The 20385-nt window shown below is 67.3% G+C and carries 18 protein-coding genes; 12 read left to right on the top strand and 6 right to left on the bottom strand.

Going from position 1 to position 20385, the window contains the following annotated elements:
* Position 1: 1 nt before the first annotated feature.
* The 9 genes from ACFZCE_RS15505 (at position 2) to ACFZCE_RS15465 (ending at position 10289) form a co-directional block, all read left to right on the top strand.
* Positions 2 to 733: an ABC transporter permease subunit gene (locus ACFZCE_RS15505; RefSeq protein ID WP_390940461.1), complete on the top strand. Its 732-nt coding sequence runs from the start codon at positions 2 to 4 to the stop codon at positions 731 to 733.
* Between the two features lie 19 nt (positions 734 to 752).
* A complete protein-coding gene (gene nadC, locus ACFZCE_RS15500) occupies positions 753 to 1589 on the top strand; it encodes a carboxylating nicotinate-nucleotide diphosphorylase (protein ID WP_390940459.1) in 837 nt (278 codons plus the stop codon).
* Between the two features lie 4 nt (positions 1590 to 1593).
* A complete protein-coding gene (gene phnN, locus ACFZCE_RS15495; protein WP_390940457.1) occupies positions 1594 to 3630 on the top strand; it encodes a phosphonate metabolism protein/1,5-bisphosphokinase (PRPP-forming) PhnN in 2037 nt (678 codons plus the stop codon).
* 49 nt (positions 3631 to 3679) lie between these two features.
* Entirely contained in the window at positions 3680 to 3961 is a 282-nt protein-coding gene (locus ACFZCE_RS15490) for a peptidylprolyl isomerase (protein ID WP_390940455.1), read from the top strand.
* Between the two features lie 137 nt (positions 3962 to 4098).
* Complete coding sequence (locus ACFZCE_RS15485) at positions 4099 to 5925, top strand: ABC transporter substrate-binding protein (protein ID WP_390940639.1); 1827 nt, start codon at positions 4099 to 4101, stop codon at positions 5923 to 5925.
* Positions 5925 to 6989 carry a microcin C ABC transporter permease YejB gene (locus ACFZCE_RS15480; RefSeq protein WP_390940453.1) on the top strand — a complete coding sequence of 355 codons (1065 nt, stop codon included), beginning with the start codon at positions 5925 to 5927 and terminating at the stop codon, positions 6987 to 6989. The genes ACFZCE_RS15485 and ACFZCE_RS15480 overlap by 1 nt, the downstream gene beginning before the upstream one ends.
* A complete protein-coding gene (locus ACFZCE_RS15475) occupies positions 6986 to 8008 on the top strand; it encodes a microcin C ABC transporter permease (protein ID WP_390940451.1) in 1023 nt (340 codons plus the stop codon). Before ACFZCE_RS15480 ends, ACFZCE_RS15475 begins: the two co-directional genes overlap by 4 nt.
* 10 nt (positions 8009 to 8018) lie before the next feature.
* On the top strand, positions 8019 to 9593 hold the full coding sequence (locus ACFZCE_RS15470) for a dipeptide ABC transporter ATP-binding protein (RefSeq protein ID WP_390940449.1): 1575 nt from the start codon (positions 8019 to 8021) through the stop codon (positions 9591 to 9593).
* A 189-nt stretch (positions 9594 to 9782) separates the two neighbouring features.
* Positions 9783 to 10289 carry an REP-associated tyrosine transposase gene (locus ACFZCE_RS15465; RefSeq protein WP_390940447.1) on the top strand — a complete coding sequence of 169 codons (507 nt, stop codon included), beginning with the start codon at positions 9783 to 9785 and terminating at the stop codon, positions 10287 to 10289.
* A gap of 96 nt (positions 10290 to 10385) precedes the next feature.
* On the opposite strand, the gene ACFZCE_RS15460 is transcribed toward ACFZCE_RS15465, so the two are convergent.
* From ACFZCE_RS15460 to ACFZCE_RS15435, 6 genes are read right to left on the bottom strand one after another with little or no spacing between them, the layout of a single operon-like run.
* Positions 10386 to 12131, bottom strand: a complete 1746-nt coding sequence (locus ACFZCE_RS15460) for an extracellular solute-binding protein (RefSeq protein WP_390940445.1) — start codon at positions 12129 to 12131, stop codon at positions 10386 to 10388.
* A 30-nt stretch (positions 12132 to 12161) separates the two neighbouring features.
* On the bottom strand, positions 12162 to 12434 hold the full coding sequence (locus ACFZCE_RS15455; RefSeq protein WP_390940443.1) for a DUF2160 family membrane protein: 273 nt from the start codon (positions 12432 to 12434) through the stop codon (positions 12162 to 12164).
* A 14-nt stretch (positions 12435 to 12448) separates the two neighbouring features.
* Complete coding sequence (locus ACFZCE_RS15450) at positions 12449 to 13249, bottom strand: ABC transporter permease subunit (protein ID WP_390940441.1); 801 nt, start codon at positions 13247 to 13249, stop codon at positions 12449 to 12451.
* Positions 13250 to 13258: 9 nt separating this feature from the next.
* Positions 13259 to 14122: an ABC transporter permease subunit gene (locus tag ACFZCE_RS15445; RefSeq protein ID WP_390940439.1), complete on the bottom strand. Its 864-nt coding sequence runs from the start codon at positions 14120 to 14122 to the stop codon at positions 13259 to 13261.
* A complete protein-coding gene (locus tag ACFZCE_RS15440) occupies positions 14119 to 15204 on the bottom strand; it encodes an ATP-binding cassette domain-containing protein (protein WP_390940437.1) in 1086 nt (361 codons plus the stop codon). The genes ACFZCE_RS15445 and ACFZCE_RS15440 overlap by 4 nt, the downstream gene beginning before the upstream one ends.
* Positions 15204 to 16292, bottom strand: coding sequence for an ATP-binding cassette domain-containing protein (locus ACFZCE_RS15435; protein WP_390940435.1), 1089 nt, complete (start codon positions 16290 to 16292; stop codon positions 15204 to 15206). The genes ACFZCE_RS15440 and ACFZCE_RS15435 overlap by 1 nt, the downstream gene beginning before the upstream one ends.
* Before the next feature lie 217 nt (positions 16293 to 16509).
* Here ACFZCE_RS15435 and ACFZCE_RS15430 point away from each other — a divergent pair, with 217 nt between their 5' ends.
* The 3 genes from ACFZCE_RS15430 (at position 16510) to ACFZCE_RS15420 (ending at position 20374) form a co-directional block, all read left to right on the top strand.
* The gene (locus ACFZCE_RS15430) at positions 16510 to 18246 is read left to right on the top strand and encodes a sigma 54-interacting transcriptional regulator (protein ID WP_390940433.1); all 1737 of its coding nucleotides are present in this window, start codon (positions 16510 to 16512) and stop codon (positions 18244 to 18246) included.
* 72 nt (positions 18247 to 18318) lie between these two features.
* On the top strand, positions 18319 to 19038 hold the full coding sequence (locus ACFZCE_RS15425) for a response regulator (RefSeq protein WP_390940431.1): 720 nt from the start codon (positions 18319 to 18321) through the stop codon (positions 19036 to 19038).
* Position 19039: 1 nt separating this feature from the next.
* On the top strand, positions 19040 to 20374 hold the full coding sequence (locus tag ACFZCE_RS15420; RefSeq protein WP_390940429.1) for a histidine kinase sensor domain-containing protein: 1335 nt from the start codon (positions 19040 to 19042) through the stop codon (positions 20372 to 20374).
* The last annotated feature ends 11 nt before the right edge of the window (positions 20375 to 20385 follow it).

The following is a 20385-nucleotide window of genomic DNA, read 5'->3' as shown; positions in this document are numbered from 1 at the left end:
GATGCGCCTGCTCTCTCACCTGATCCTGCCGCTGGTGCTGCTGGCGGCCTGGGAAGCCCTGCACCTGGCGGTGGGCGCCACGGCGATGGCCTCGCCCTGGGCCACCGCGCTGCGCCTGGCCGGGCTGTTGCACGACGCCGACACCTGGCGGCACATCGGCGCCACCGCCAGCGCCTTTGCCTGGTCGCTGCTGCTGGCGTGCGTGGGCGGCATCGGCCTGGGCCTGCTGCTAGGTTGCAACCGCACCGCCGGCAACGTTGCCGAGCCGATCCTGATGAACCTCTACGCGATGCCGAAAGTCACCCTCTACCCCTTGGTGCTGCTGTGCTTCGGGCTGGGGGTGGCGTCGAAGGTCGCCTTTGGGGTGATGCACGGGCTGATCCCGATTCTGCTGTTCACCCTCAACGCCCTGCGCCAGTTGCCGCCGGTGTACCTGCGCAGCGCGCGCAGCCTGCGCCTGGGCTATTGGCAAACGGCCTGGCACGTGCTGCTGCCGGCCATCGCCGGCGAGGTGCTGGCCGGCATCCGCCTGGGCTTTGCCCTGACCCTGCTGGGCGTGCTGATCGGCGAGATGTTCGCCTCGCAGCGCGGCCTCGGCTACCTGGCGGTCAGCGCCATGGGCGTGGGCGACATCGCCACGATCCTGGCCCTGGCCGTGCTGCTCAGTTGTTTCGCCATCACCGGCAACGCCCTGCTGCTCCGCCTGGGCCGGCGCCTGCAACCCCACCCTTGACCGTTCCGAGGACCTTGCGATGTACGACGTATTCCAGACCGACCGTTTGATCGACCTGTGGCTGGCCGAAGACATCGGCTACTGCGACCTGACCGCCCAGGTGATGATCGAGCCTGACGAAACCGGCGCCTTCTACATGAACGCCCGCGAGCCGATGATCATCGCCGGCATCGACATCGCCGCGCGGGTGTTCAAACGCTACGACCCCACCCTCAATGTGCAGGTGCGGGTCAAGGACGGCCAGCGGGTGGAAAAAGGCGCAGTGCTGATCGATGTCAGCGGCAACGCCCGCAGTGTGCTCACCGCCGAGCGCACCGCGTTGAACATTCTCCAGCGCCTGTGCGGCATCGCCAACGAAACCGCCAAGTACGTGGCCGCGGTGGCCGGCAGCCAGGCGCGGCTGATCGACACGCGCAAAACCACCCCGGGCCTGCGCATGCTGGAAAAACACGCCGTGGCTTGCGGCGGTGGGCTGAACCACCGGCTCGGGCTGGACAACGGCGTGATGGTCAAAGACAACCACATCGCCGTGTGCGGCGGCATCAGCCAGGCGGTGGCGCGGGCCCGGCGCAGCCTGCCGGTGCTGACCAAGCTGGAAGTGGAATGCGACCGCCTTGAGCAGGTGGCCGAGGCGCTCGACGCCGGGGTGGACGTGATCATGCTCGACAACATGAGCGTGGAAGCGATGACCGAGGCCGTGCGGATGGTCGCCGGGCGCACCAAGTTGGAGGCCAGCGGCGGCATCAACCTCTCGACCATCGGCGCCATTGCTGCCACCGGCGTAGACTATATCTCCACCAGCAAGCTGAACCAGGCGGCGGTGTGTGTCGACATCGGCCTGGACGAAGCGGAGTAATGTGATGGCGCAGGGCATCTTCTTTTTCATCGTCGGCCCCAGCGGGGCCGGCAAGGACGCTTTGATAGAAGGCGCCCGCGCCCAGTTGGGCAGCTCGGGGCGCTACGTGTTCGCCCGGCGCCTGATCACCCGGCCCAGCGGCGCCCCCGGTGAAGACCACCAGGGGGTGACCGAGGCCGAGTTCGACGCCCTGCTGCAGCAGGGCCAGTTTCTCATCACCTGGCAGGCCCACGGCCTGCGCTATGGCCTGCCGGGCAGCCTGCGCCAGCAACTGGCCGATGGCCTGAACGTGATCGCCAACGGCTCGCGAACGATGATCCGCGAGCTGGCGCGCAGCGTCGGCCGGTTGGTGGTAATCGAGGTGACCGCGCCGGTGGAGGTGCTGGCGGCGCGGATTCTCGGCCGTGGCCGCGAAGACGCCGAGGCCACCCGCCTGCGCCTGCTGCGCAGCGTCGAGCCGCTGCCGGCCGACATCGAAACCCTGCAGGTGGCCAACGGCGGCAGCCTGCAGGACGGCATCGAGGGTTTTGTCGCCACCCTCGAGCGCACCGCCCAGCGCCTGAAGGCCCGGCGCTTGCCGCTGGCCACCGGGCGCGAACGCCTGGCCTGGCTGCCGGCCCACGGCCAGGTGGTGGCCGCCGACGACTACGTGGGCGAGGCCAAGGTCGACCTGCTGGCCGGCGAGGCGGCGGTCAGCGCCCAGGTGTACAAGGTGCTCGACCCCACCTGGCTGGCCGACGGCGAGATCGGCCTGTGCGAGGAAACCTTCCGCGCCCTGGGCATCGAAGAAGGCGCCAGCATCGCCCTGCGCCGCACGCCCTCCCCGGCCAGCCGCCAGGCCCTGCGCAAGAAGCTCGGCGGCGGCGAGCTGGGCCTGCACGAATACGACATGCTGATCCGCGACATCATCGACGGGCGCTACAGCGAGGGTGAGATCAGCGCCTTTCTGGTGACCGCCACCCGCCACCTGAGCGACCCTGAAGTGCTCGCCCTGGCGCGGGTGCGGGCGCGCTACGCGACCACGCTGAAGTGGCCGGCGCCGATGGTGGTCGATAAACACTCGATGGGCGGCATTCCCGGCAGCCGGATTACCTTGATCGTGGTGCCGATCATCGCCGCCCACGGCCTGGCCATGCCGAAAACCTCGTCGCGGGCGATCACCTCCGCCGCCGGCACCGCCGACGCCATGGAAACCGTGGCCCGGGTCGACCTCAGCGCCGCCGACGTGGCCCGCTGCGTGGCCGAGGCGCACGCCTGCATCGCCTGGAACGGCCGCCTCAACCATTCGCCGGTCGACGACGTGATGAACGCCATCACCCGCCCGCTGGGCATCGACTCCAACCGCTGGTCGGTGGCGTCGATCCTGTCGAAAAAACTCGCGGCGGGCTCCACCCACGTGATCGTCGACCTGCCCTATGGCCCACGCGCCAAGCTGAAAACCCAGGCCGACGCCGAGGCCCTGGGCGAGCTGTTCGAGCGCATCGGCGCCGGCCTGGGGCTGACCGTGAAGGCCTTCGCCACCGAGGGCAGCGCGCCGATCGGCCGCGGCATCGGCCCGGCGCTGGAAGTGCGCGACGTGCGCCAGGTGCTGGGCAACGCCGCCGAGGCGCCGGCGGATCTACGCGAAAAAGCGCTGTTCTTCGCCAGCCAGATCCTCGCCTGGGACCCGGCCGTGGCCAGCGTGGCCCAAGGCCGGGCGCTGGCCGAGCGGCTGCTGGCCAGCGGCCAGGCACTGGCGGCGTTCGAGCGCATCATCGACGCCCAGGGCCGCCGCGAACCCACCCTGCCCGGGCCGCTGACCCGCCAGGTGCTGGCGGCCCAGGCCGGCACCGTGCAGGCCATCGACGGCTGGACCATCGCCGGCATCGCCCGGCGCACCGGCGCGCCAGCCGACAAGGGCGCCGGGCTCGACCTGCATTGCCGCCCCGGGCAGCCCGTGCGGGCCGGCCAGGCGTTGTATACGCTGCACGCCAACCACGCGCTGGAACTGGACGCCGCCGCGCTGCTGGCGCACATGGACAGCGGCGTGGTCATCGCCTGAACGCTGCGGTACTCTGTTGGGCCTCACTACACCATAAGGACTGATTACCATGGCCAAAGCCACCGCCCGCCACATCCTGGTTTCCACCGAAGCCAAGTGCAACGAGCTCAAAGCCGAGATCGAAGGCGGCGCAGACTTCGGTGAAGTCGCCAAGAAACACTCCAGCTGCCCTTCCAGCCGCCAGGGTGGCGACCTCGGCTCGTTCGGCCCAGGGCAAATGGTCAAGGAATTCGACCAAGTGGTGTTCAGCGCCCCGGTCAACACCGTGCAAGGCCCGGTGAAAACCCAGTTCGGCTACCACCTGCTGGAAGTGACGAGCCGCCAGGATTGAGTACCCCTCCCCACCACAAATCCTTGTGGATGCTGGGGCTTGTGTGGGCGGCCGGCAGTGCCGGGCGAAGGGCCTTCAATGCCACCTTTAGCGGTGGCTTGAAACACGCCTCGCGCGGCACAGCCGCCTTCCCACCGATAACCTTTGCGCTGCTACTCGGCGTGGCGGCCCTGCCCGCCCTGGCCGCCCCCGAAGCCGCCCTTACGGTGTACGGCGAGCCGCCCAAATACCCCGCCGGCTTCAGCCACTTCGATTACGTCAACCCCGACGCCCCCAAGGGCGGCAGCCTGCGCCGTTCGGCCCTGGAAATCGGCGGTTTCGACCACCTGATGCCCTTTGTCGACAAAGGCACCGGGGTCAGCCAGATCGAAGGCCTGGTGTACTCGCCGCTGGCGCTGCGTAGCCTCGATGAGCCCTACACGGTGTATGGCCTGGTCGCCGAGCGCATGGAGCGCGCGCCCAACGGGCTGTGGCTGCGCTTCTACCTGAACCCCAAGGCCCAGTTCGCCGACGGCACGCCGATCACCGCCGAAGACGTGCGCTACACCTTCAACCTGCTGCTGAGCCAAGGCAGCCTGAGCTACCGCACCCAGTTCGCGGATGTGGCCGGGGTCACGGTGGAGGGCGAGCGCCAGGTGCGCTTCGACTTCAAGAACGCCGACAGCCGCACCTTGCCGCTGGATGTCGCCAGCCTGCCGGTGTTCCCCGAGCACTGGTGGAAGGGCCGTGACTTCAGCAACGGCGGCGGCTTCGAGGCGCCGCTGGGCAGCGGGCCGTACCGGGTGGGCAAGGTCGACAACGGCCGCAGCATCACCTTCGAGCGCAACCCCGACTGGTGGGGGCAGCAGTTGCCGGTGGCGCGTGGCATGTACAACTTCGACCGCTTCAGCGTGGAGTACTTCGGCGACACCGAAGTGGCCCGCCAGGTACTGCGCGGCGGCGGCTTCGACTACAACCGCGAGTTCTCCGCCACCGCCTACACCATCGGCTACGACGGCCCGGCCCTGGCCGACGGCCGCCTGCGCCGCGCGCAGCTGGCGCCCAAGGGCCTGCAGCCGGCCCAGGGCTACGTGTTCAACCTCGACCGCGCGGTGTTCAAAGACCGCCGCGTGCGCCAGGCGCTGGCCATGCTCTGGGACTTCGAGTGGAGCAACAAGCAGCTGATGCGCAACGTGTACATCCGCCAGAAGAGCTTTTTTTCCAACAGCGACCTGGCCGCCACCGCGGCGCCCACGGCCGACGAGTTGAAGGTGCTCGAACCGCTGCGCGGGCAAGTGCCCGATGAAGTCTTCGGGCCGGCCTTCGCGCCGCCGAAAAGCGACGGCAGCGGGATCATCCGCGATAAACAACTCGAGGCCCTGGCCCTGCTCGAGGCGGCCGGCTGGCACCCGGACGGCGACCGGCTGGTGAACGCCCAGGGCGAGCCGCTGGCGTTTACCTTCCTCACCGCGCAAAACGGCGTGGAACGCCTGCTGCTGCCATGGAAGCGCACGCTCAAGCAGATCGGCATCGACTTGCAAATCCGCCGCATCGACCCGTCGCAGTACGTCAACCGGCTGATGGCGCGGGACTACGACATGGTCACCGCCGGTTACATCGTCGCCGCCTCGCCGGGCCTTGAGCTATACAACGACTTTGGCTCGGCCACCGCCCGCGAGCCGGGCTCGAGCAACCTGATGGTGCTGCAAAACCCTGCCGTGGACCGGCTGATCGACGGCGTGGTGCACGCCAAGAGCCATGATGAGATGGTCACCTATGCCCGCGCCCTCGACCGGGTGCTGCAATGGGGTTACTACTGGGTGGGCAACTTCTACCCGCCCGGCACCGCCACGGTGTGGTGGAACCGCTTCGGCATCCCGGCGCACCCGGCACCGAACGACCCCGCGCTCGACACCTGGTGGGAAACCAGCCCCACCGCCCTGACCACCGACCAAGCGGCCGCCAAGGCCGGGCAGGTGCCCTGATGCTGCACTACATCCTGCGCCGCCTGCTGTTGATCATCCCCACCCTGCTGGTGATCCTGCTGGTGAACTTCGTGATCATCCAGGCCGCCCCCGGCGGGCCGGTGGAACAAGCCATCGCCCACCTGCAGGGGGTGGGCAGCGGCGCCGCGCCGGGGGCCGCCAGCGCCGACATGGCCAGCGGCGGCTCGCGCGCCAGCCGCGGGCTGGACCCTAAGCTGATCGACCACATCAAGCAGCAATACGGCTTCGACAAACCTGCCCCGGAGCGCTTGTGGATCATGCTCAAGCACTACGCGGTGCTGGATTTCGGCGACAGTTTTTTCCGTGGCGCGAAGGTCACGGATTTGATCCTGCAAAAACTCCCGGTCACCCTCTCGCTGGGGTTCTGGGCGACCTTGATCACCTACCTGGTGTCGATCCCGCTGGGCATCCGCAAGGCGGTGCGCCATGGCAGCGTGTTCGACGTGTGGAGCAGCAGCGTGATCGTGATCGGCTATGCGATGCCGCCGTTCTTGTTCGCGATGTTCCTGATCGTGCTGTTCTGCGGCGGCACCGAGCTCAACTGGTTCCCGGTGCGCGGGCTGGTGTCGGAGAACTTCGCCCAACTGCCCTGGTGGGGCAAGCTGGCGGACTACTTCTGGCACCTGGTGCTGCCGATCACCGCGCTGGTGATCGGCGGCTTCGCGGCGCTCACGGTGCTGGTGAAAAACGCCTTTCTCAACGAGGTCACCCGCCAGTACGTGGTCACCGCCCGGGCCAAGGGCCTGACCGAGCGGCGCGTGCTGTACGGCCATGTGTTCCGCAACGCCATGCTGCTGGTGGTGGCCGGCCTGCCGCAGGCGCTGGTGGGAGTGTTCTTCGCCGGCTCGTTGCTGATCGAGGTGATCTTCTCCCTCGATGGCCTCGGCCGGCTGAGCTACGACGCCGCGGTGGCGCGGGATTACCCGGTGGTGTTCGGCACGCTGTTCATCTTCACCCTGGCCGGGCTGTTGATCAAACTGGTGGGCGATGTGTGCTACACACTGGTTGACCCACGCATTGATTTTTCCGCGAGGCGCGCATGATGGCGTTGTCGGTCGTCGCGCGCCGGCGCCTGCAGCGCTTCCGGCAGAACCGCCGCGGCTGGTGGTCGCTGTGGTTGTTCGCGGCGCTGCTGGTCGTCACCCTCGGCGCGGAGCTGGTGGCCAACGACAAACCGCTGCTGCTCAAGGCCGACGGGCAGTATTACTTCCCGGCATTCAAGCGCTACACCGAGCAGCAACTGGGCGGCCAGTTGCCGTTCCAGCCCGACTACCGCAGCACCTACGTGCGCCAGTTGATCGCCCAGCGCGGCGGCTGGATGCTGTTCGCGCCGATCCCCTACAGCAGCGACACCATCAACTACGACCTCGGCCGCCCGGCGCCCAGCCCGCCCACCGCGGACAACTGGCTGGGCACCGACAACCAGGCCCGCGACGTGCTGGCGCGGGTGCTGTACGGGGCGCGGGTGTCGGTGCTGTTCGCCGTGGCGCTGACGCTGATCAGCTCGGTGATCGGCATCGCCGCCGGCGCCTTGCAGGGCTACTACGGCGGCTGGGTCGACCTGTTCGGCCAGCGCCTGCTGGAGGTGTGGTCGGGGCTGCCGGTGCTGTACCTGTTGATCATCCTGTCGGGGTTTGTAGAGCCGAACTTCTGGTGGCTGCTGGGGATCATGGCGCTGTTCAACTGGCTGACGCTGGTCGATGTGGTGCGCGCGGAGTTCCTCCGTGGGCGCAACCTGGAGTACGTCAAGGCCGCGCGCGCCCTCGGCCTGCCGACCCGGCGGGTGATCGTGCGGCACATTCTGCCCAACGCCATGACCGCCACCCTGAGCTACCTGCCGTTCATTCTCACCGGGGCCATCTCCACCCTCACCGCGCTGGATTTTCTCGGCTTCGGCATGCCCGCCGGCAGCGCCTCGCTGGGCGAGTTGATCGCCCAGGGCAAGGAGAACCTGCAAGCGCCGTGGCTGGGCTTGACGGCGTTCTTTACCCTGGCGCTGCTGCTGACTTTGCTGGTGTTCATCGGCGAGGGCCTGCGCGATGCCTTCGACCCCCGCCGCTGATGGAGCGCCCATGACCGAGCCGCTGATCCAGATTGCCGACCTGCACGTGGCCTTCGGCGGCCAGCCGGCGCTGGCCGGGGTGAGCCTGGACATCTTCGAGGGCGAGTGCCTGGCGTTGGTCGGGGAGTCCGGCTCGGGCAAGTCGGTGACCGCGCATTCGATTTTGCAACTGCTGCCGGGCGAGGCCAGCACCTGCAGCGGCAGCATCCGCTACCGCGGGCAAGAGATGCTCGGCGCGCCGCCGCGGATCCTGCGGCACATCCGCGGCAACCGGGTGGCGATGATCTTCCAGGAGCCGATGACCTCGCTCAACCCGCTGCACACGGTGCAGCGGCAGATTGGCGAAACCCTGCTGGTGCACAAGGGCCTGGCGGGCAAGGCGGCCACCGCGCGCACCCTCGAGCTGCTCGAGATGGTCGGCATCCAGGCGCCGCGCGAGCGCCTGAAAAGCTACCCGCACCAGCTCAGTGGTGGCCAGCGGCAACGGGTGATGATCGCCATGGCGCTGGCCTGCGAGCCCGACTTGCTGATCGCCGACGAGCCCACCACCGCGCTCGACGTGACCGTGCAGCGGAAAATCCTCTTGCTGTTGAAATCCCTGCAGGCGCGGTTGGGGATGTCGTTGTTGTTGATCAGCCATGACCTCAACCTGGTGCGGCGCATCGCCCAACGGGTGTGCGTGATGAAACAGGGCCAGGTGGTCGAGCAGGCGCCTTGCGAGCAGTTGTTCACGGCCCCACAGCATGCCTATACACGGCTGCTGCTCAACGCCGAGCCGGCCGGCACGCCGCTGCCGCGCGACGCCCGCGAGGTGGTGTTGCGGGTGGAGCAGTTGAAGGTGTGGTATGCGCTGGGCGGCGGCCTGCTGCGCAAGCCGATGCAGGTGATCAAGGCGGTCGATGGGGTAAGCCTGGAGGTGCAGCGCGGCAAAACCCTGGGCATTGTGGGGGAGTCTGGCTCGGGCAAGTCGACCCTGGGCCAGGCGATTTTGCGGCTGCTGCCGGCCGAGGGGCGGATTGCCTTCGAGGGCCAGGCCATCGAGGGCTTGAGCGAGAAGCAGCTACGGCCGTGGCGCAAGCGCATGCAGGTGGTGTTCCAAGACCCTTACGGCAGCCTCAGCCCACGGCTGAGCGTGGCGCAGATCATCAGCGAGGGGCTGGAGGTGCACTCCAGCGCCAATGCCGCCGAGCGTGAGCAACGGGTGATCCAGGCGCTGGAGGAAGTGGGCCTTGACCCCGCCAGCCGCCACCGCTACCCCCACGAATTCTCCGGCGGCCAGCGCCAGCGCATCGCCATTGCCCGCGCGCTGGTGCTCAAGCCGGCGCTGATTCTGCTCGACGAACCCACCTCGGCGCTCGACCGCACCGTGCAAAAACAAGTGGTGGCGCTGCTGCGGCAATTGCAGGAACGCCACGGGCTGACCTACCTGTTCATCAGCCACGACCTGGCGGTGGTGCGCGCCTTGGCCCACGAGGTGATCGTGATCAAGGATGGCCAGGTGGTGGAACGCGGGCCGAGCGACGAAGTGTTCGGCGCGCCGCGGCATCCGTATACGCAGGAGTTGTTGGCCGCTTCGGTGCTGTGAGGGCCCTTCGCCCGGCACAGCCGGCCTCCCACGGGATATGTATTGCTCCGTAAATCAAGTACTTACATAAATCTGGTGGGAGGCCGGCTGTGCCGGGCGAAGGGCCGGTAACCCCTGGCAAAAATGTCTCAAGGCAGCCCTGTACCGAGGCCGCTAGGGTTACGCGTTTCAACCAAACGCCCCTTCGAAATGAACCCCAAAGGCCACTCCACCCACCTGCGCCGCTTCCGAACCGCCGAAGTGGGCAGGCTGTATTGCCTGACCTTCGTCACCCACCAGCGCCGCCGTTTGTTCTCCAACTGGCCCAGCGCAAAGCCAGTGATCGATGCACTCAAACAAGCCCAGGCAGAAGGCAAAGGCCAGTCGTTGGCCTGGGTGGTGATGCCCGATCACGTGCACTGGCTGGTGCGTTTACAAGCCCGGGCGCTCAGTGAGCTGGCACGTAAACTCAAAAGCCGGGCGACGGTGGGTTTGCGCGCGCGGGGCGTTACCGGGCCAGTATGGCAAGACGGCTACTACGACCAGGCCATTCGCAATCTGGCTGATGCCGTAGACCATGCCCGCTACATCGTGCTCAACCCTGTTCGGGCCGGGTTGGTCAGCAGTGTGAGGTTTTACCCGATGTGGGACAGTATCTGGGTGGGTGACCCTGAGGGGGTGTTCGGAATGGTTGATGCTTATGTGCTTGGCCGTTAGGGCCCATCGCCCGGCACAGCCGGCCTCCCACCAGATGTGTATTGCCCCGTAAATCAAGGACAACACGGTCGATTGTGGGAGGCCAGCAGGCCCAGCCTACTTCCTGGCATCCTCCCACGACTTCAACAGCTCGTTGTAACTCACCGTCTGCCCCTGGGGTTTTTCGTTGGCCAGTTTCGGCTTTGGCGCGCCGGGTTGGTCGAACCAGTACTGGGCGGCGCGTTCTTCGTTGAGTTTCGGCCCGCACGGTGAGCTGGCCTGGGCGCGTTCCAGGCGTTTGAGCACAGCGTCCTGGTCGGCGGCCAGGCCGTCCAGGGCTTGCTGGGCGGTTTTGTCGCCGCTGACGGCGTCAGACACATGCTTCCACCACAACTGCGCCAGCTTCGGGTAGTCCGGCACGTTGGTGCCGGTGGGGGTCCACTGCACCCGCGCCGGGCTGCGGTAGAACTCCACCAGCCCGCCGAGCTTGGGCGCCAGGTCGGTCATCGCCTGGGAGTTGATGTCCGACTCGCGGATCGGCGTAAGGCCGATGATGGTTTTTTTCAGCGACACGGTTTTGCTGGTCACGAACTGCGCATACAGCCAGGCGGCCATGCGTTGTTTTTCCGGGGTGGACTTGAAGAACGTCCACGAGCCGGTGTCTTGGTAGCCGAGTTTCATCCCCTCCTCCCAATACGGCCCCTTGGGCGACGGCGCCATCCGCCACTTCGGCGTGCCGTCGCTGTTGACCACCGGCAGGCCGGGTTTGGTCATGTCGGCGGTGAAGGCGGTGTACCAGAAGATCTGCTGCGCCACCGCGCCCTGGGCCGGCACCGGGCCGGCTTCGGAGAAGGTCATGCCGGCCGCCTGGGGCGGGGCGTAGGCCTTGAGCCAGTCGATGTATTTTTGCGTGGCGAACACCGCCGCCGGGCCATTGGTGTCGCCGCCGCGGGTCACGCTGGAGCCCACCGGCCGGCAGTTTTCCACGCGGATGCCCCATTCATCCACCGGCAGCCCGTTGGGCAGGCCCTTGTCGCCGCCGCCGGCCATGGAGAACCAGGCATCGGTGAAGCGCCAGCCCAGGGACGGGTCTTTCTTGCCGTAGTCCATGTGCCCGTAGACCTTCTTGCCGTCGATCTCCTTCACGTCTTCGCTGAAGAACTTGGCGATGTCTTCATAGGCTGACCAGTTCACCGGCACGCCCAGCTCGTAGCCGTACTTTTCCTTGAACCGGGCCTTGAGGTCGGGCCGCTCGAACCAGTCGGCGCGGAACCAGTAGAGGTTGGCGAACTGCTGGTCGGGCAACTGGTAGACCTTGCCGTCGGGCGCGGTGGTGAACGACAGCCCGATGAAGTCGTTGATGTCCAGGGTTGGCGAGGTGTAGGCCTTGCCCTCGTTCGCCATCAGGTCGGTGAGCGACTCGACCTTGCCGTAGCGAAAGTGCGTGCCGATCAGGTCGGAGTCGTTGATCCAGCCGTCGTAGATGTTCTGGTCCGACTGCATCTGGGTTTGCAGTTTTTCCACCACATCGCCTTCTTGCATCAGGTCATGGGTGAGCTTGATGCCGGTGATTTCGCTGAAGGCCTTGGCCAGGGTTTTCGATTCGTACTCATGGGTGGTGAGGGTTTCCGACACCACCTTGATGCTCATGCCGCGAAACGGCTTGGCCGCCTCGATGAACCACTTGAGCTCGGCCATCTGTTGCTCGGGGGTGAGGGTCGAGGGCTTGAACTCGCTGTCGACCCACTTCTTGGCGGCGTCTTCATAGGCATCGGCCCAGGCCTGGCCACAGAGGGTGCCGAGCACCAGCACTGCCGCCAGGCTAAGGCCACGCCGCCCGTTCTTGTTGTTGTCGTTTCTCATCGGGACCTCCACTGAAGGAATGTTCGCGCCTCAACCCCAGCGCATCACCAGCAACAGCCACAGCACAGACAGCCCGGTGGCTGCCCATAGGCTCCAATCGGTCACGCCCACCACCAACAGATGCAGGTAGGCACTGCCCAGCAACGCAATGAACAGGCGGTCGCCACGGGTGGTGGCGATCGGTAAAAAGCCGCGCCGCTCGGTGCATGGCCGGCGCAGCTCGAACAGCGTCATGCCGGCCAGGAGAAGGCCGATGCCGGCGAAGAACAGCCCTGTGGGCAGGGTCCAGGCCATCCACTGCATGTGCGCGCCCTCCTCTATACCCGGCCGAGGGCAAAGCCCTTGGCCACGTGGTTGCGAACGAACCAGATCACCAGCACCCCCGGCAGGATGGTCAGCACCCCGGCGGCGGCCAGCACGCCCCAGTCGATGCCGGCGGCCGAGACGGTGCGGGTCATCACCGCGGCGATCGGCTTGGCGTTGACCGAGGTCAGGGTGCGCGCCAGCAGCAGCTCGACCCAGGAAAACATAAAGCAGAAAAACGCCGTGACGCCGATGCCCGAGCCCACCAGCGGGAGGAAGATCTTCAGGAAAAACCGGCCGAAGCTGTAGCCGTCGATGTAGGCGGTTTCGTCGATTTCCTTGGGCACGCCAGACATGAACCCTTCGAGGATCCACACCGCCAGCGGCACGTTGAACAGGCAGTGGGCCAGCGCCACGGCGATCGGCGTGTCGAACAAACCGATGGAGGAATACAACTGGAAGAACGGCAGCAGAAACACCGCCGGCGGCGCCATGCGGTTGGTCAGCAGCCAGAAGAACAGGTGTTTGTCACCCAAAAAACGGTAGCGAGAAAACGCATAGGCCGCCGGCAGCGCCACCAGCAGCGAGATCACCGTGTTCAGGCACACGTAGGTGAGCGAGTTGAGGTAGCTTTCGTACCAGCTGGGGTCGGTGAAGATCACGTTGTAGTTGTGCCAGGTGAACGCCCGCGGCCACAGCGTGAGGCCGCCGAGGATCTCTTCATTGGTTTTGAACGACATGTTCACCAGCCAGTAGATCGGCACCAGCACAAAGGCCAGGAACAACAGCAGCACCAGGGTTTTACGGGCTTGCATGGCGGCGCCTCAGGGTTGGTCGTTGTGGGTCATGGCGGTGTAGAACAGCCACGACACCAGCAGGATGATCAGGAAGTACACCAGCGAAAACGCCGCCGCCGGGCCGAGGTCGAACTGGCCCACGGCCATTTGCGTGAGCGACTGGCTGAGGAAGGTCGTCGCGTTGCCCGGGCCACCGCCGGTGAGCACGAATGGCTCGGTGTAGATCATGAAGCTGTCCATGAAGCGCAGCATCACCGCGATCAACAGCACGCCCTTGAGCTTGGGCAACTGGATGTAGCGGAACACCGCCCAGTGGCTGGCGCGGTCGATGCGCGCGGCCTGGTAGTACACGTCGGGGATGGCGCGCAGGCCGGAGTAGCACAGCAGCGCCACCAGGGAGGTCCAGTGCCACACGTCCATCACCAGCACCGTGGCCCAGGCATCGCTGGTGTTCGAGGCGTAGTTGTAGTTCAGCCCCAGGGCGTTCAGGCCCCAGCCGAGCAGGCCGATGTCGCCGCGGCCGAAGATCTGCCAGATGGTCCCGACCACGTTCCACGGGATCAACAACGGCAGCGCCAGCACGATCAGGCACACCGACGACCAGCGCCCGCGCGCCGGCATGCACAGGGCGATGGCGATGCCGAGGGGGATTTCCACCAGCAGCACGCAGCCCGAGTAGATGAACTGGCGCAGCAGCGCGGCGTGCAGGCGTTCGTCTTGCAGCACCTGGCGGTACCAGTCGGCGCCGACGAAAAACCGGCTGGAGGTGTCGAAGATGTCCTGCACCGAGTAGTTGACCACGGTCATCATCGGGATGATCGCGCTGAACGCCACCAGCACGAACACCGGCAGCACCAGCCACCAGGCGCGGTTGTTCGGGACCTTGTTCATGGCGCCGCCTCCAGCAGGTGGTCATCGCCGTAGAGCATCAGCCACGGCGCCGGGAAGCCCAGGTACACCGGGCCCGCGGGCACCTCGCGCTGCTCCGGCAGGCGCGCCTTGAGGCGCTGGCCAGCCAGCTCCAGGGTGAGGATCTTGTAGGTGCCCAGATCCTCGGTGTGCAGCAGCTGCGCGGCCAGGGCGTGCTCGCTGGGGGCCTCGTAGACCTTGACGAACTCCGGGCGGATGCCGGCCTGGAGGCGCTGCCAGCCGCCCTCGGCGACCCGCGCGCACAGCGCCGGCGGCAGCGGCAAGCGGTGCTCGCCCAGGCACACGCCACCCTCCCAGGGGGTGACATCCAGCAGGTTCATCCCCGGGCTGCCGATGAAGTAGCCCACAAAGCTGTGCGCCGGCCGCTCGAACAGCTCGCGCGGGGTGCCGAACTGGACGATCTGGCCGCCGTACATCACCGCGATCTTGTCGGCGAAGGTGGCCGCCTCGAGCTGGTCGTGGGTGACGTAAACCATGGTGATGTTGAACTGCTCGTGGATCTGCTTGAGCTTGCGCCGCAGCTTCCACTTCAGGTGCGGGTCGATCACCGTCAGCGGCTCGTCGAAGAGGATCGCCGAGACGTCGTCGCGCACCAGCCCGCGGCCCATCGAGACCTTTTGTTTTTCATCGGCGCTGAGGTTGCGCGCGCGCTTGGCCAACAGCGGGGTGAGCTCCAGCACCTCGGCGATCTCGCGCACCTTGCGCTCGATGCGCTCGGCGGCCATGCCCTGGTTGCGCAGCGGGAAGGCCAGGTTGTCGAACACCGTCATGGTGTCGTACACCACCGGGAACTGAAACACCTGGGCGATGTTGCGCTGCTCGGGGGTGAGCGCGTTGACCGCGCGGCCGTCGAACAGCACCTGGCCCTCGGAGGGGGTGAGCAGCCCGGAGATGATGTTCAGCAGGGTCGACTTGCCACAGCCAGACGGCCCCAGCAGGGCGAAGGCGCCGCCCTGGGCCCAGACGTGATCGAGCTGGCGCAGCGCGTAGTCGGCGCCGCCGCTGTAGCTGTGGGCCAGTTGTTGCAGGCGGATTTCGGCCATCAGGCAGCCCTCGCCCGGCGCGGCGCCTGCACCAGCGCGCCCCCGGGTTCGAAGACGAACAGCCGGTGGGTGGGGATGTACACCTGGATCGGCGTGTCGACGGCGAAGTCATGCACCCCGGGCAGGTGCGCCACCAGTTGCACGTGCTCGTTGCGCACGTGGAGGAAGGTTTCCGCGCCGCTGATCTCAGCCACCTCTACCGTGACCGCCAGCTCGAGGTCGTCATCGTGGGCCGGCGCCAGGCTGATGTGGCTGGGCCGCACACCAAAGCGGAACGGGCCTTCGCCGAGGGTTTGCAGGTCGGCGTTCAAGGCAAAGTGCGCGCAGCCGGCGAAGCTCACCTCGGTGCCCTGCACCTGGCCGTCGAGCAGGTTGATCGGCGGCTCGCTGAACAGCTCGGCGGCCAGCTCCCGGCACGGCTGCTGGTAGACGTGGGCGGTGGCGCCGGTCTGTACCAGGCGGCCCTCGTGCAGCAGCGTGGTGGTGCCGCCCAGGGCCAGGGCCTCGTTGGGCTCGGTGGTGGCGTACACGGCGATGGTGTCGCGGCGGGCGAACAGCTCGCGCATCTCCTGGCGCAGTTCTTCGCGCAGCTTGTAATCGAGGTTGACCAACGGCTCGTCGAACAACACCAACTCGGCATCCTTGACCAGCGCCCGGGCCATCGCCGTGCGCTGCTGCTGGCCGCCGGACAGCGCCAGCGGGTAGCGCCCCAGCAGCGGCTCGATGCGCAACAGGCGCGCGGTGGCGTGCACGCGCTGGTCGATCTCGTCACGGGCCAAGCCCGCCTGGCGCAGCGGCGAGGCGATGTTCTCGTACACGGTGAGGTTGGGGTAGTTGATGAACTGCTGGTAAACCATCGACACGTTGCGCTGGCGCACCGGCACCCCGGTGACGTCGCGGCCGTGCATGCGCACCGCGCCGCGGTCGGGCTTGTCGAGCCCAGCCATCAGCCGCATCAGGCTGGTTTTGCCGGCCAGGGTGCGGCCCAGCAGCACGTTGAACGAGCCGGCTTCCAGGCGCAGGCTGAGGTCGCCGATCCACACCTTGCCGTCGATGATGCGGCTTACGCTGTCGAGTTCCAGGGCCATGCTGCCACCTGCGGGGCTTATTGTTCTGCCACAGCACAAGGCGATAAACGTGCCAGCGCTGGTGGCGGCCCGTGGCAGGGCCTTCGCCGGCAGAGGGCAGGTTCGGAACTGAACAAAACTGAACAGCCAGCACTGAACAACTGAACAGCCGCGGGTTGACAATGAACAACCCTGAACGACACTGAAGCGACAAAAACAATACGCAGAGGCCCCGGCCATGCCCGCCAGCCGCGAACAGTTGATCCAGCAATCCTGGGCCCGTTGCCGGGCGCTGGGCCTGAGTGAACACTACCTGCCGCGCTTCAGCGCCCCGGCCGCGCCGCTCAGCGCCGCCGCTCAAGGCTTTTTGCACAGCACCGAGCAACAGGTGCTGCCCTATTACGAACACATGCTCGGCGGCACCCAATCGCTACTGATGCTGGCCGGCGCCGACGGCTGCCTGCTGCGCACCTGGGGCGGCGAGCGCATCGCCCAGGCCGGGCACCCGGGCCTGCAGGCCGGCGCCGACTGGCGCGAGGCCAATGCCGGTACCAATGCCCTGGGCACCGCACTGGCCTGCGGGCAGGCGTTGCACATCGAGGCCTGCGAGCATTTTCTCAAGGCCAACCGCTACCTCAGCGCTTCGGCGGCGCCGATCTTCGACGCCCAGCGGCGTATCGTCGGCGCCTTGCAGGTGGCCAGCGACAGCTACCTGCCGCCCTCGCACACCCTGGGCACGGTGAAGATGATGAGCCAGGCGGTGGAGAACCAGCTGATCATCGAGCACTACGGCCAAGGCCATTACCGCCTGGCCCTGCACACCACCGCCAACAACCTCGACAGCCCCTGGGCGGCGCTGTTGGTGCTCAGCGCCAGCGGCCAGGTGCTGGCGGCCAACCGCCGCGCCGATGCCTTGCTCGGCGGCGACCCAAGCGGGCGCAGCCTGGAGCAATTGTTTGGCCACAGCCTGGCGCAGTTGCGCGCCAAGGGCGCCAGCTTCGCCCTCGCCGCCACCGGCCGCAGCCGCCTGCACTGCCAACTGCACTGCCCGCCCGAGGCGTTGGCGCTGCAGCCCGGCGCGCCGAGCCAGGCACTGCTCGACGACCCGCTGCTGGCCAAGGGCCTGCGCCTGCTGGAGCGAGACATCCCGTTGTTGATCGTGGGCGAAACCGGCACCGGCAAGGAGGTGCTGGCGCGCAACCTGCACCGCCACAGCAGCCGCGCCGGGCAGCCGTTCGTGGCGGTGAACTGCGCGGCGATCCCGCTGGAGCTGGTCGAGGCAGAATTGTTCGGTTACGAAAAGGGCGCCTTCACCGGCGCCCACAGCAAGGGCAACCCGGGGCTGATCCGCAAGGCGGACCAAGGCATTTTGTTTCTCGATGAGATCGGCGACATGCCCCTGGCCACCCAGGCGCGGCTGCTGCGGGTGCTGCAAGAGCGCTGCATCCAGCCGTTGGGCGCCGGCGACCCGATCCCGGTGAACATCCGGGTGATCAGCGCCACCCACCAGCACCTGCCCAGCCGGGTGCAGCAAGGGCTGTTCCGTGAAGACCTCTACTACCGCCTGGGCGGCTTCACCCTGCGCCTGCGCCCACTGCGCGAGCGTGGCGACCTGGCGGCGCTGGTGCACACCCTGCTGCTGCAGTACCGCGCCCCGGGCCAGCGTGGCGAGATCAGCGCCGCGGCGCTGGCGCTGCTGCTGGCCCAGCCCTGGCCGGGCAACGTGCGGCAGTTGGCTTGCGCCCTGCAGGTGGCGCTGGCGCTGGCCGACGAGCAGCCGATCGGCCTTGAGCACCTGCCCGAAGACCTGCTGCCGGGCACTGCCCCGGCGTTGCCCGCCAGCGCCCCCAGCGGCGACATCAATGCCCTGCTGGCGGCCAGCGACGGCAACATCTCGCAGATGGCCCGGCGCATGGGGGTCAGCCGCAACACGGTGTACAAACGCTTGCGCGCGCTGAACCTCAACACAAATTAATACAAAATACTTGGAGCACCCCGGCTTTTGAGGCAAACTTCGGGTGCCAATGAGAATCGCTAGCAAATATCAATGCATCCCGTACCCAACCACACGCCGAGCATCCTCGCGGTCGAAGACGACCCCGTGCTCGGCGCGTTCGTGCACGAACAACTGGGCCGCTGCGGCTTCGACGTGACCTGGTGCCAGAACGGCCAGCAAGCGCTGGCGCTGGCCCTGGGCAATGCCTATGACGTGGTGCTGATGGACGTGCTGATGCCGGGGCTCGACGGGCTGCAGGTGTTGCAGCAACTGCGCCAGCGCTCGCGCACGCCGGTGATCATCATGTCGGCGCTGGGCGCCGAGCAAGACCGCATTGCGGGCTTTCGCCGCGGCGCCGACGACTACCTGCCCAAGCCATTCAGCGTGGATGAACTGCACGTGCGGGTCGAGGCGATCCTGCGCCGGGTCGCCCTGGAGCGCGGCGGCAGCCCCAGCGCGCCGGCGGCGGAAAGCGACCCGCTGCGGTTTCATGCCGGGCGCCAGGACGTGAGCTACGACGGCGCCCTGGCCGGGCTTACGCCCAGTGAGTTCCGCCTGCTCAGCACCTTGCACCAGCACCTCGAAGAGCCGCTGAGCAAGGCATTCCTGTACCAGCACGTGCTGCAGCGAGGGTACTCCCAGCACGACCGCAGCCTCGACATGCACGTGAGCCAGATCCGCCGCAAGCTCAAGGCGATTGGCTACAGCCGCCGGCTGCTGCGCACGGTGTGGGGCAAGGGCTATGTGCTGAGCGCGGAGGCCGAGGCCTAGCATGCCGGGCCGCTATTCATTGTTCTGGCGGCTGTGCGCGCTGCTGATCGGCGTTTGCCTGCTGGTGGTGTGGCTGAGCTGGAGCGCGGGCCGCTACATGGAAACCCAAAGCGGCTACCTCTCCAGCACCGCCCGCGCCACCCTCGAGGATTACGCCGCCCAGGCCGAGCAGGCCTGGCACGAGCAACGCCTGGCGCAATGGCTGGCCCAGGCCCGCGCCCGCGAAGGGGTGTTTATCGATGTGCTGGGTGAGAACTTTCAACCGCTGAGCGGCCAGCCGCTGACCGCCGCCGAGCAGGAACGCCTGACCACCCTGCGCGGCCTGGACTGGGCGGTGCACCTGCCGGTGCTGCGGTTGCCCTGGCTGAAGGTGCCGCTGCCGCATTCACCGGGGCTGGGCACGCTGGTGATCGAGCTGCCGGCGCGCTTCGTGCCGGGGCATTACCTGCTGCTGTGGCGGCTGCTCACCCATGGGCTGTTCCCGGCGTTGATCACCCTGGCGCTGTGCGTGGCGCTGTGGCGGATGCTGGTGGCGCCGATCCGGCAGATGCGCGACCAGGCCCGCGCCTGGCGCGCCGAGCAGTTGCACACGCGGCTGCCGCCAGCCTTGACGGGCCGCCAGGATGAACTCGGCGAACTGGCCCAGGCCTTCGACAGCATGGCTACCCGCCTGGAGGAAACGGTAAACGTGCAGCAGCAATTGCTGCGCGACCTCTCCCACGAGCTGCGCACGCCGCTGTCGCGCCTGCGCGTGGCCTGCGACAGCGACCTCGACCTGGCCGCCATGCGCCAACGGGTGGCGCGGGAAATCGACGGCATGCAGCAGTTGGTCGACACCACCCTGCAACTGGCCTGGCACGACAGCGACCGCGCCGCGCCGCCGGCCGAGGCGATCGACGTGCAGGCACTGTGGGACCTGCTCGCCGAGAACGCCTGCTTTGAGAGCGGCTGGCCGCCGGCGCGGCTGCAGGCGGCGATCCCGCCCGGCTGCTGCGTGCGCGGTGAGCTGAACGGCCTGGCGCAGGCGCTGGAGAACATCTTGCGCAACGCCATCCGCCACTCGCCGGCCGGCGGAGTGATCCACTTCAGCGCCACGCCACAGGGCGAGCAGTGGCAACTGAGCCTGCAAGACCAGGGCGGCGGCGTGGCCGAGCCGCACCTGGAGCGGATTTTCGCCCCGTTCATCCGCCTCGACGGCGCGCGCCCGGGGGATGGTGGCTTTGGCTTGGGCTTGTCGATCGCGCGCAACGCGGTGCAGCGCCAGGGCGGGCGGCTGTGGGCGGGGAATGTGGCGCGGGGGTTGCGGGTGACGATTGAGTTGCCGGGGTTGGGGTGAGGTTTTCTATA

This window comes from Pseudomonas sp. NPDC007930 (assembly GCF_042958985.1).
Taxonomy (GTDB): Bacteria; Pseudomonadota; Gammaproteobacteria; order Pseudomonadales; family Pseudomonadaceae; genus Aquipseudomonas.
This window is presented reverse-complemented; position numbering and strand designations above follow the sequence as displayed.

Excerpts from the sequence above, each read along its gene's own strand:
- ACFZCE_RS15505 (WP_390940461.1), top strand. The coding sequence starts at position 2 with ATGCGCCTGCTCTCTCACCTGATCCTGCCGCTGGTGCTGCTGGCGGCC.
- nadC (WP_390940459.1), top strand. The coding sequence starts at position 753 with ATGTACGACGTATTCCAGACCGACCGTTTGATCGACCTGTGGCTGGCC.
- phnN (WP_390940457.1), top strand. The coding sequence starts at position 1,594 with ATGGCGCAGGGCATCTTCTTTTTCATCGTCGGCCCCAGCGGGGCCGGC.
- ACFZCE_RS15490 (WP_390940455.1), top strand. The coding sequence starts at position 3,680 with ATGGCCAAAGCCACCGCCCGCCACATCCTGGTTTCCACCGAAGCCAAG.
- ACFZCE_RS15480 (WP_390940453.1), top strand. The coding sequence starts at position 5,925 with ATGCTGCACTACATCCTGCGCCGCCTGCTGTTGATCATCCCCACCCTG.
- ACFZCE_RS15475 (WP_390940451.1), top strand. The coding sequence starts at position 6,986 with ATGATGGCGTTGTCGGTCGTCGCGCGCCGGCGCCTGCAGCGCTTCCGG.
- ACFZCE_RS15470 (WP_390940449.1), top strand. The coding sequence starts at position 8,019 with ATGACCGAGCCGCTGATCCAGATTGCCGACCTGCACGTGGCCTTCGGC.
- ACFZCE_RS15465 (WP_390940447.1), top strand. The coding sequence starts at position 9,783 with ATGAACCCCAAAGGCCACTCCACCCACCTGCGCCGCTTCCGAACCGCC.
- ACFZCE_RS15460 (WP_390940445.1), bottom strand. The coding sequence starts at position 12,131 with ATGAGAAACGACAACAACAAGAACGGGCGGCGTGGCCTTAGCCTGGCG.
- ACFZCE_RS15455 (WP_390940443.1), bottom strand. The coding sequence starts at position 12,434 with ATGCAGTGGATGGCCTGGACCCTGCCCACAGGGCTGTTCTTCGCCGGC.
- ACFZCE_RS15450 (WP_390940441.1), bottom strand. The coding sequence starts at position 13,249 with ATGCAAGCCCGTAAAACCCTGGTGCTGCTGTTGTTCCTGGCCTTTGTG.
- ACFZCE_RS15445 (WP_390940439.1), bottom strand. The coding sequence starts at position 14,122 with ATGAACAAGGTCCCGAACAACCGCGCCTGGTGGCTGGTGCTGCCGGTG.
- ACFZCE_RS15440 (WP_390940437.1), bottom strand. The coding sequence starts at position 15,204 with ATGGCCGAAATCCGCCTGCAACAACTGGCCCACAGCTACAGCGGCGGC.
- ACFZCE_RS15435 (WP_390940435.1), bottom strand. The coding sequence starts at position 16,292 with ATGGCCCTGGAACTCGACAGCGTAAGCCGCATCATCGACGGCAAGGTG.
- ACFZCE_RS15430 (WP_390940433.1), top strand. The coding sequence starts at position 16,510 with ATGCCCGCCAGCCGCGAACAGTTGATCCAGCAATCCTGGGCCCGTTGC.
- ACFZCE_RS15425 (WP_390940431.1), top strand. The coding sequence starts at position 18,319 with ATGCATCCCGTACCCAACCACACGCCGAGCATCCTCGCGGTCGAAGAC.
- ACFZCE_RS15420 (WP_390940429.1), top strand. The coding sequence starts at position 19,040 with ATGCCGGGCCGCTATTCATTGTTCTGGCGGCTGTGCGCGCTGCTGATC.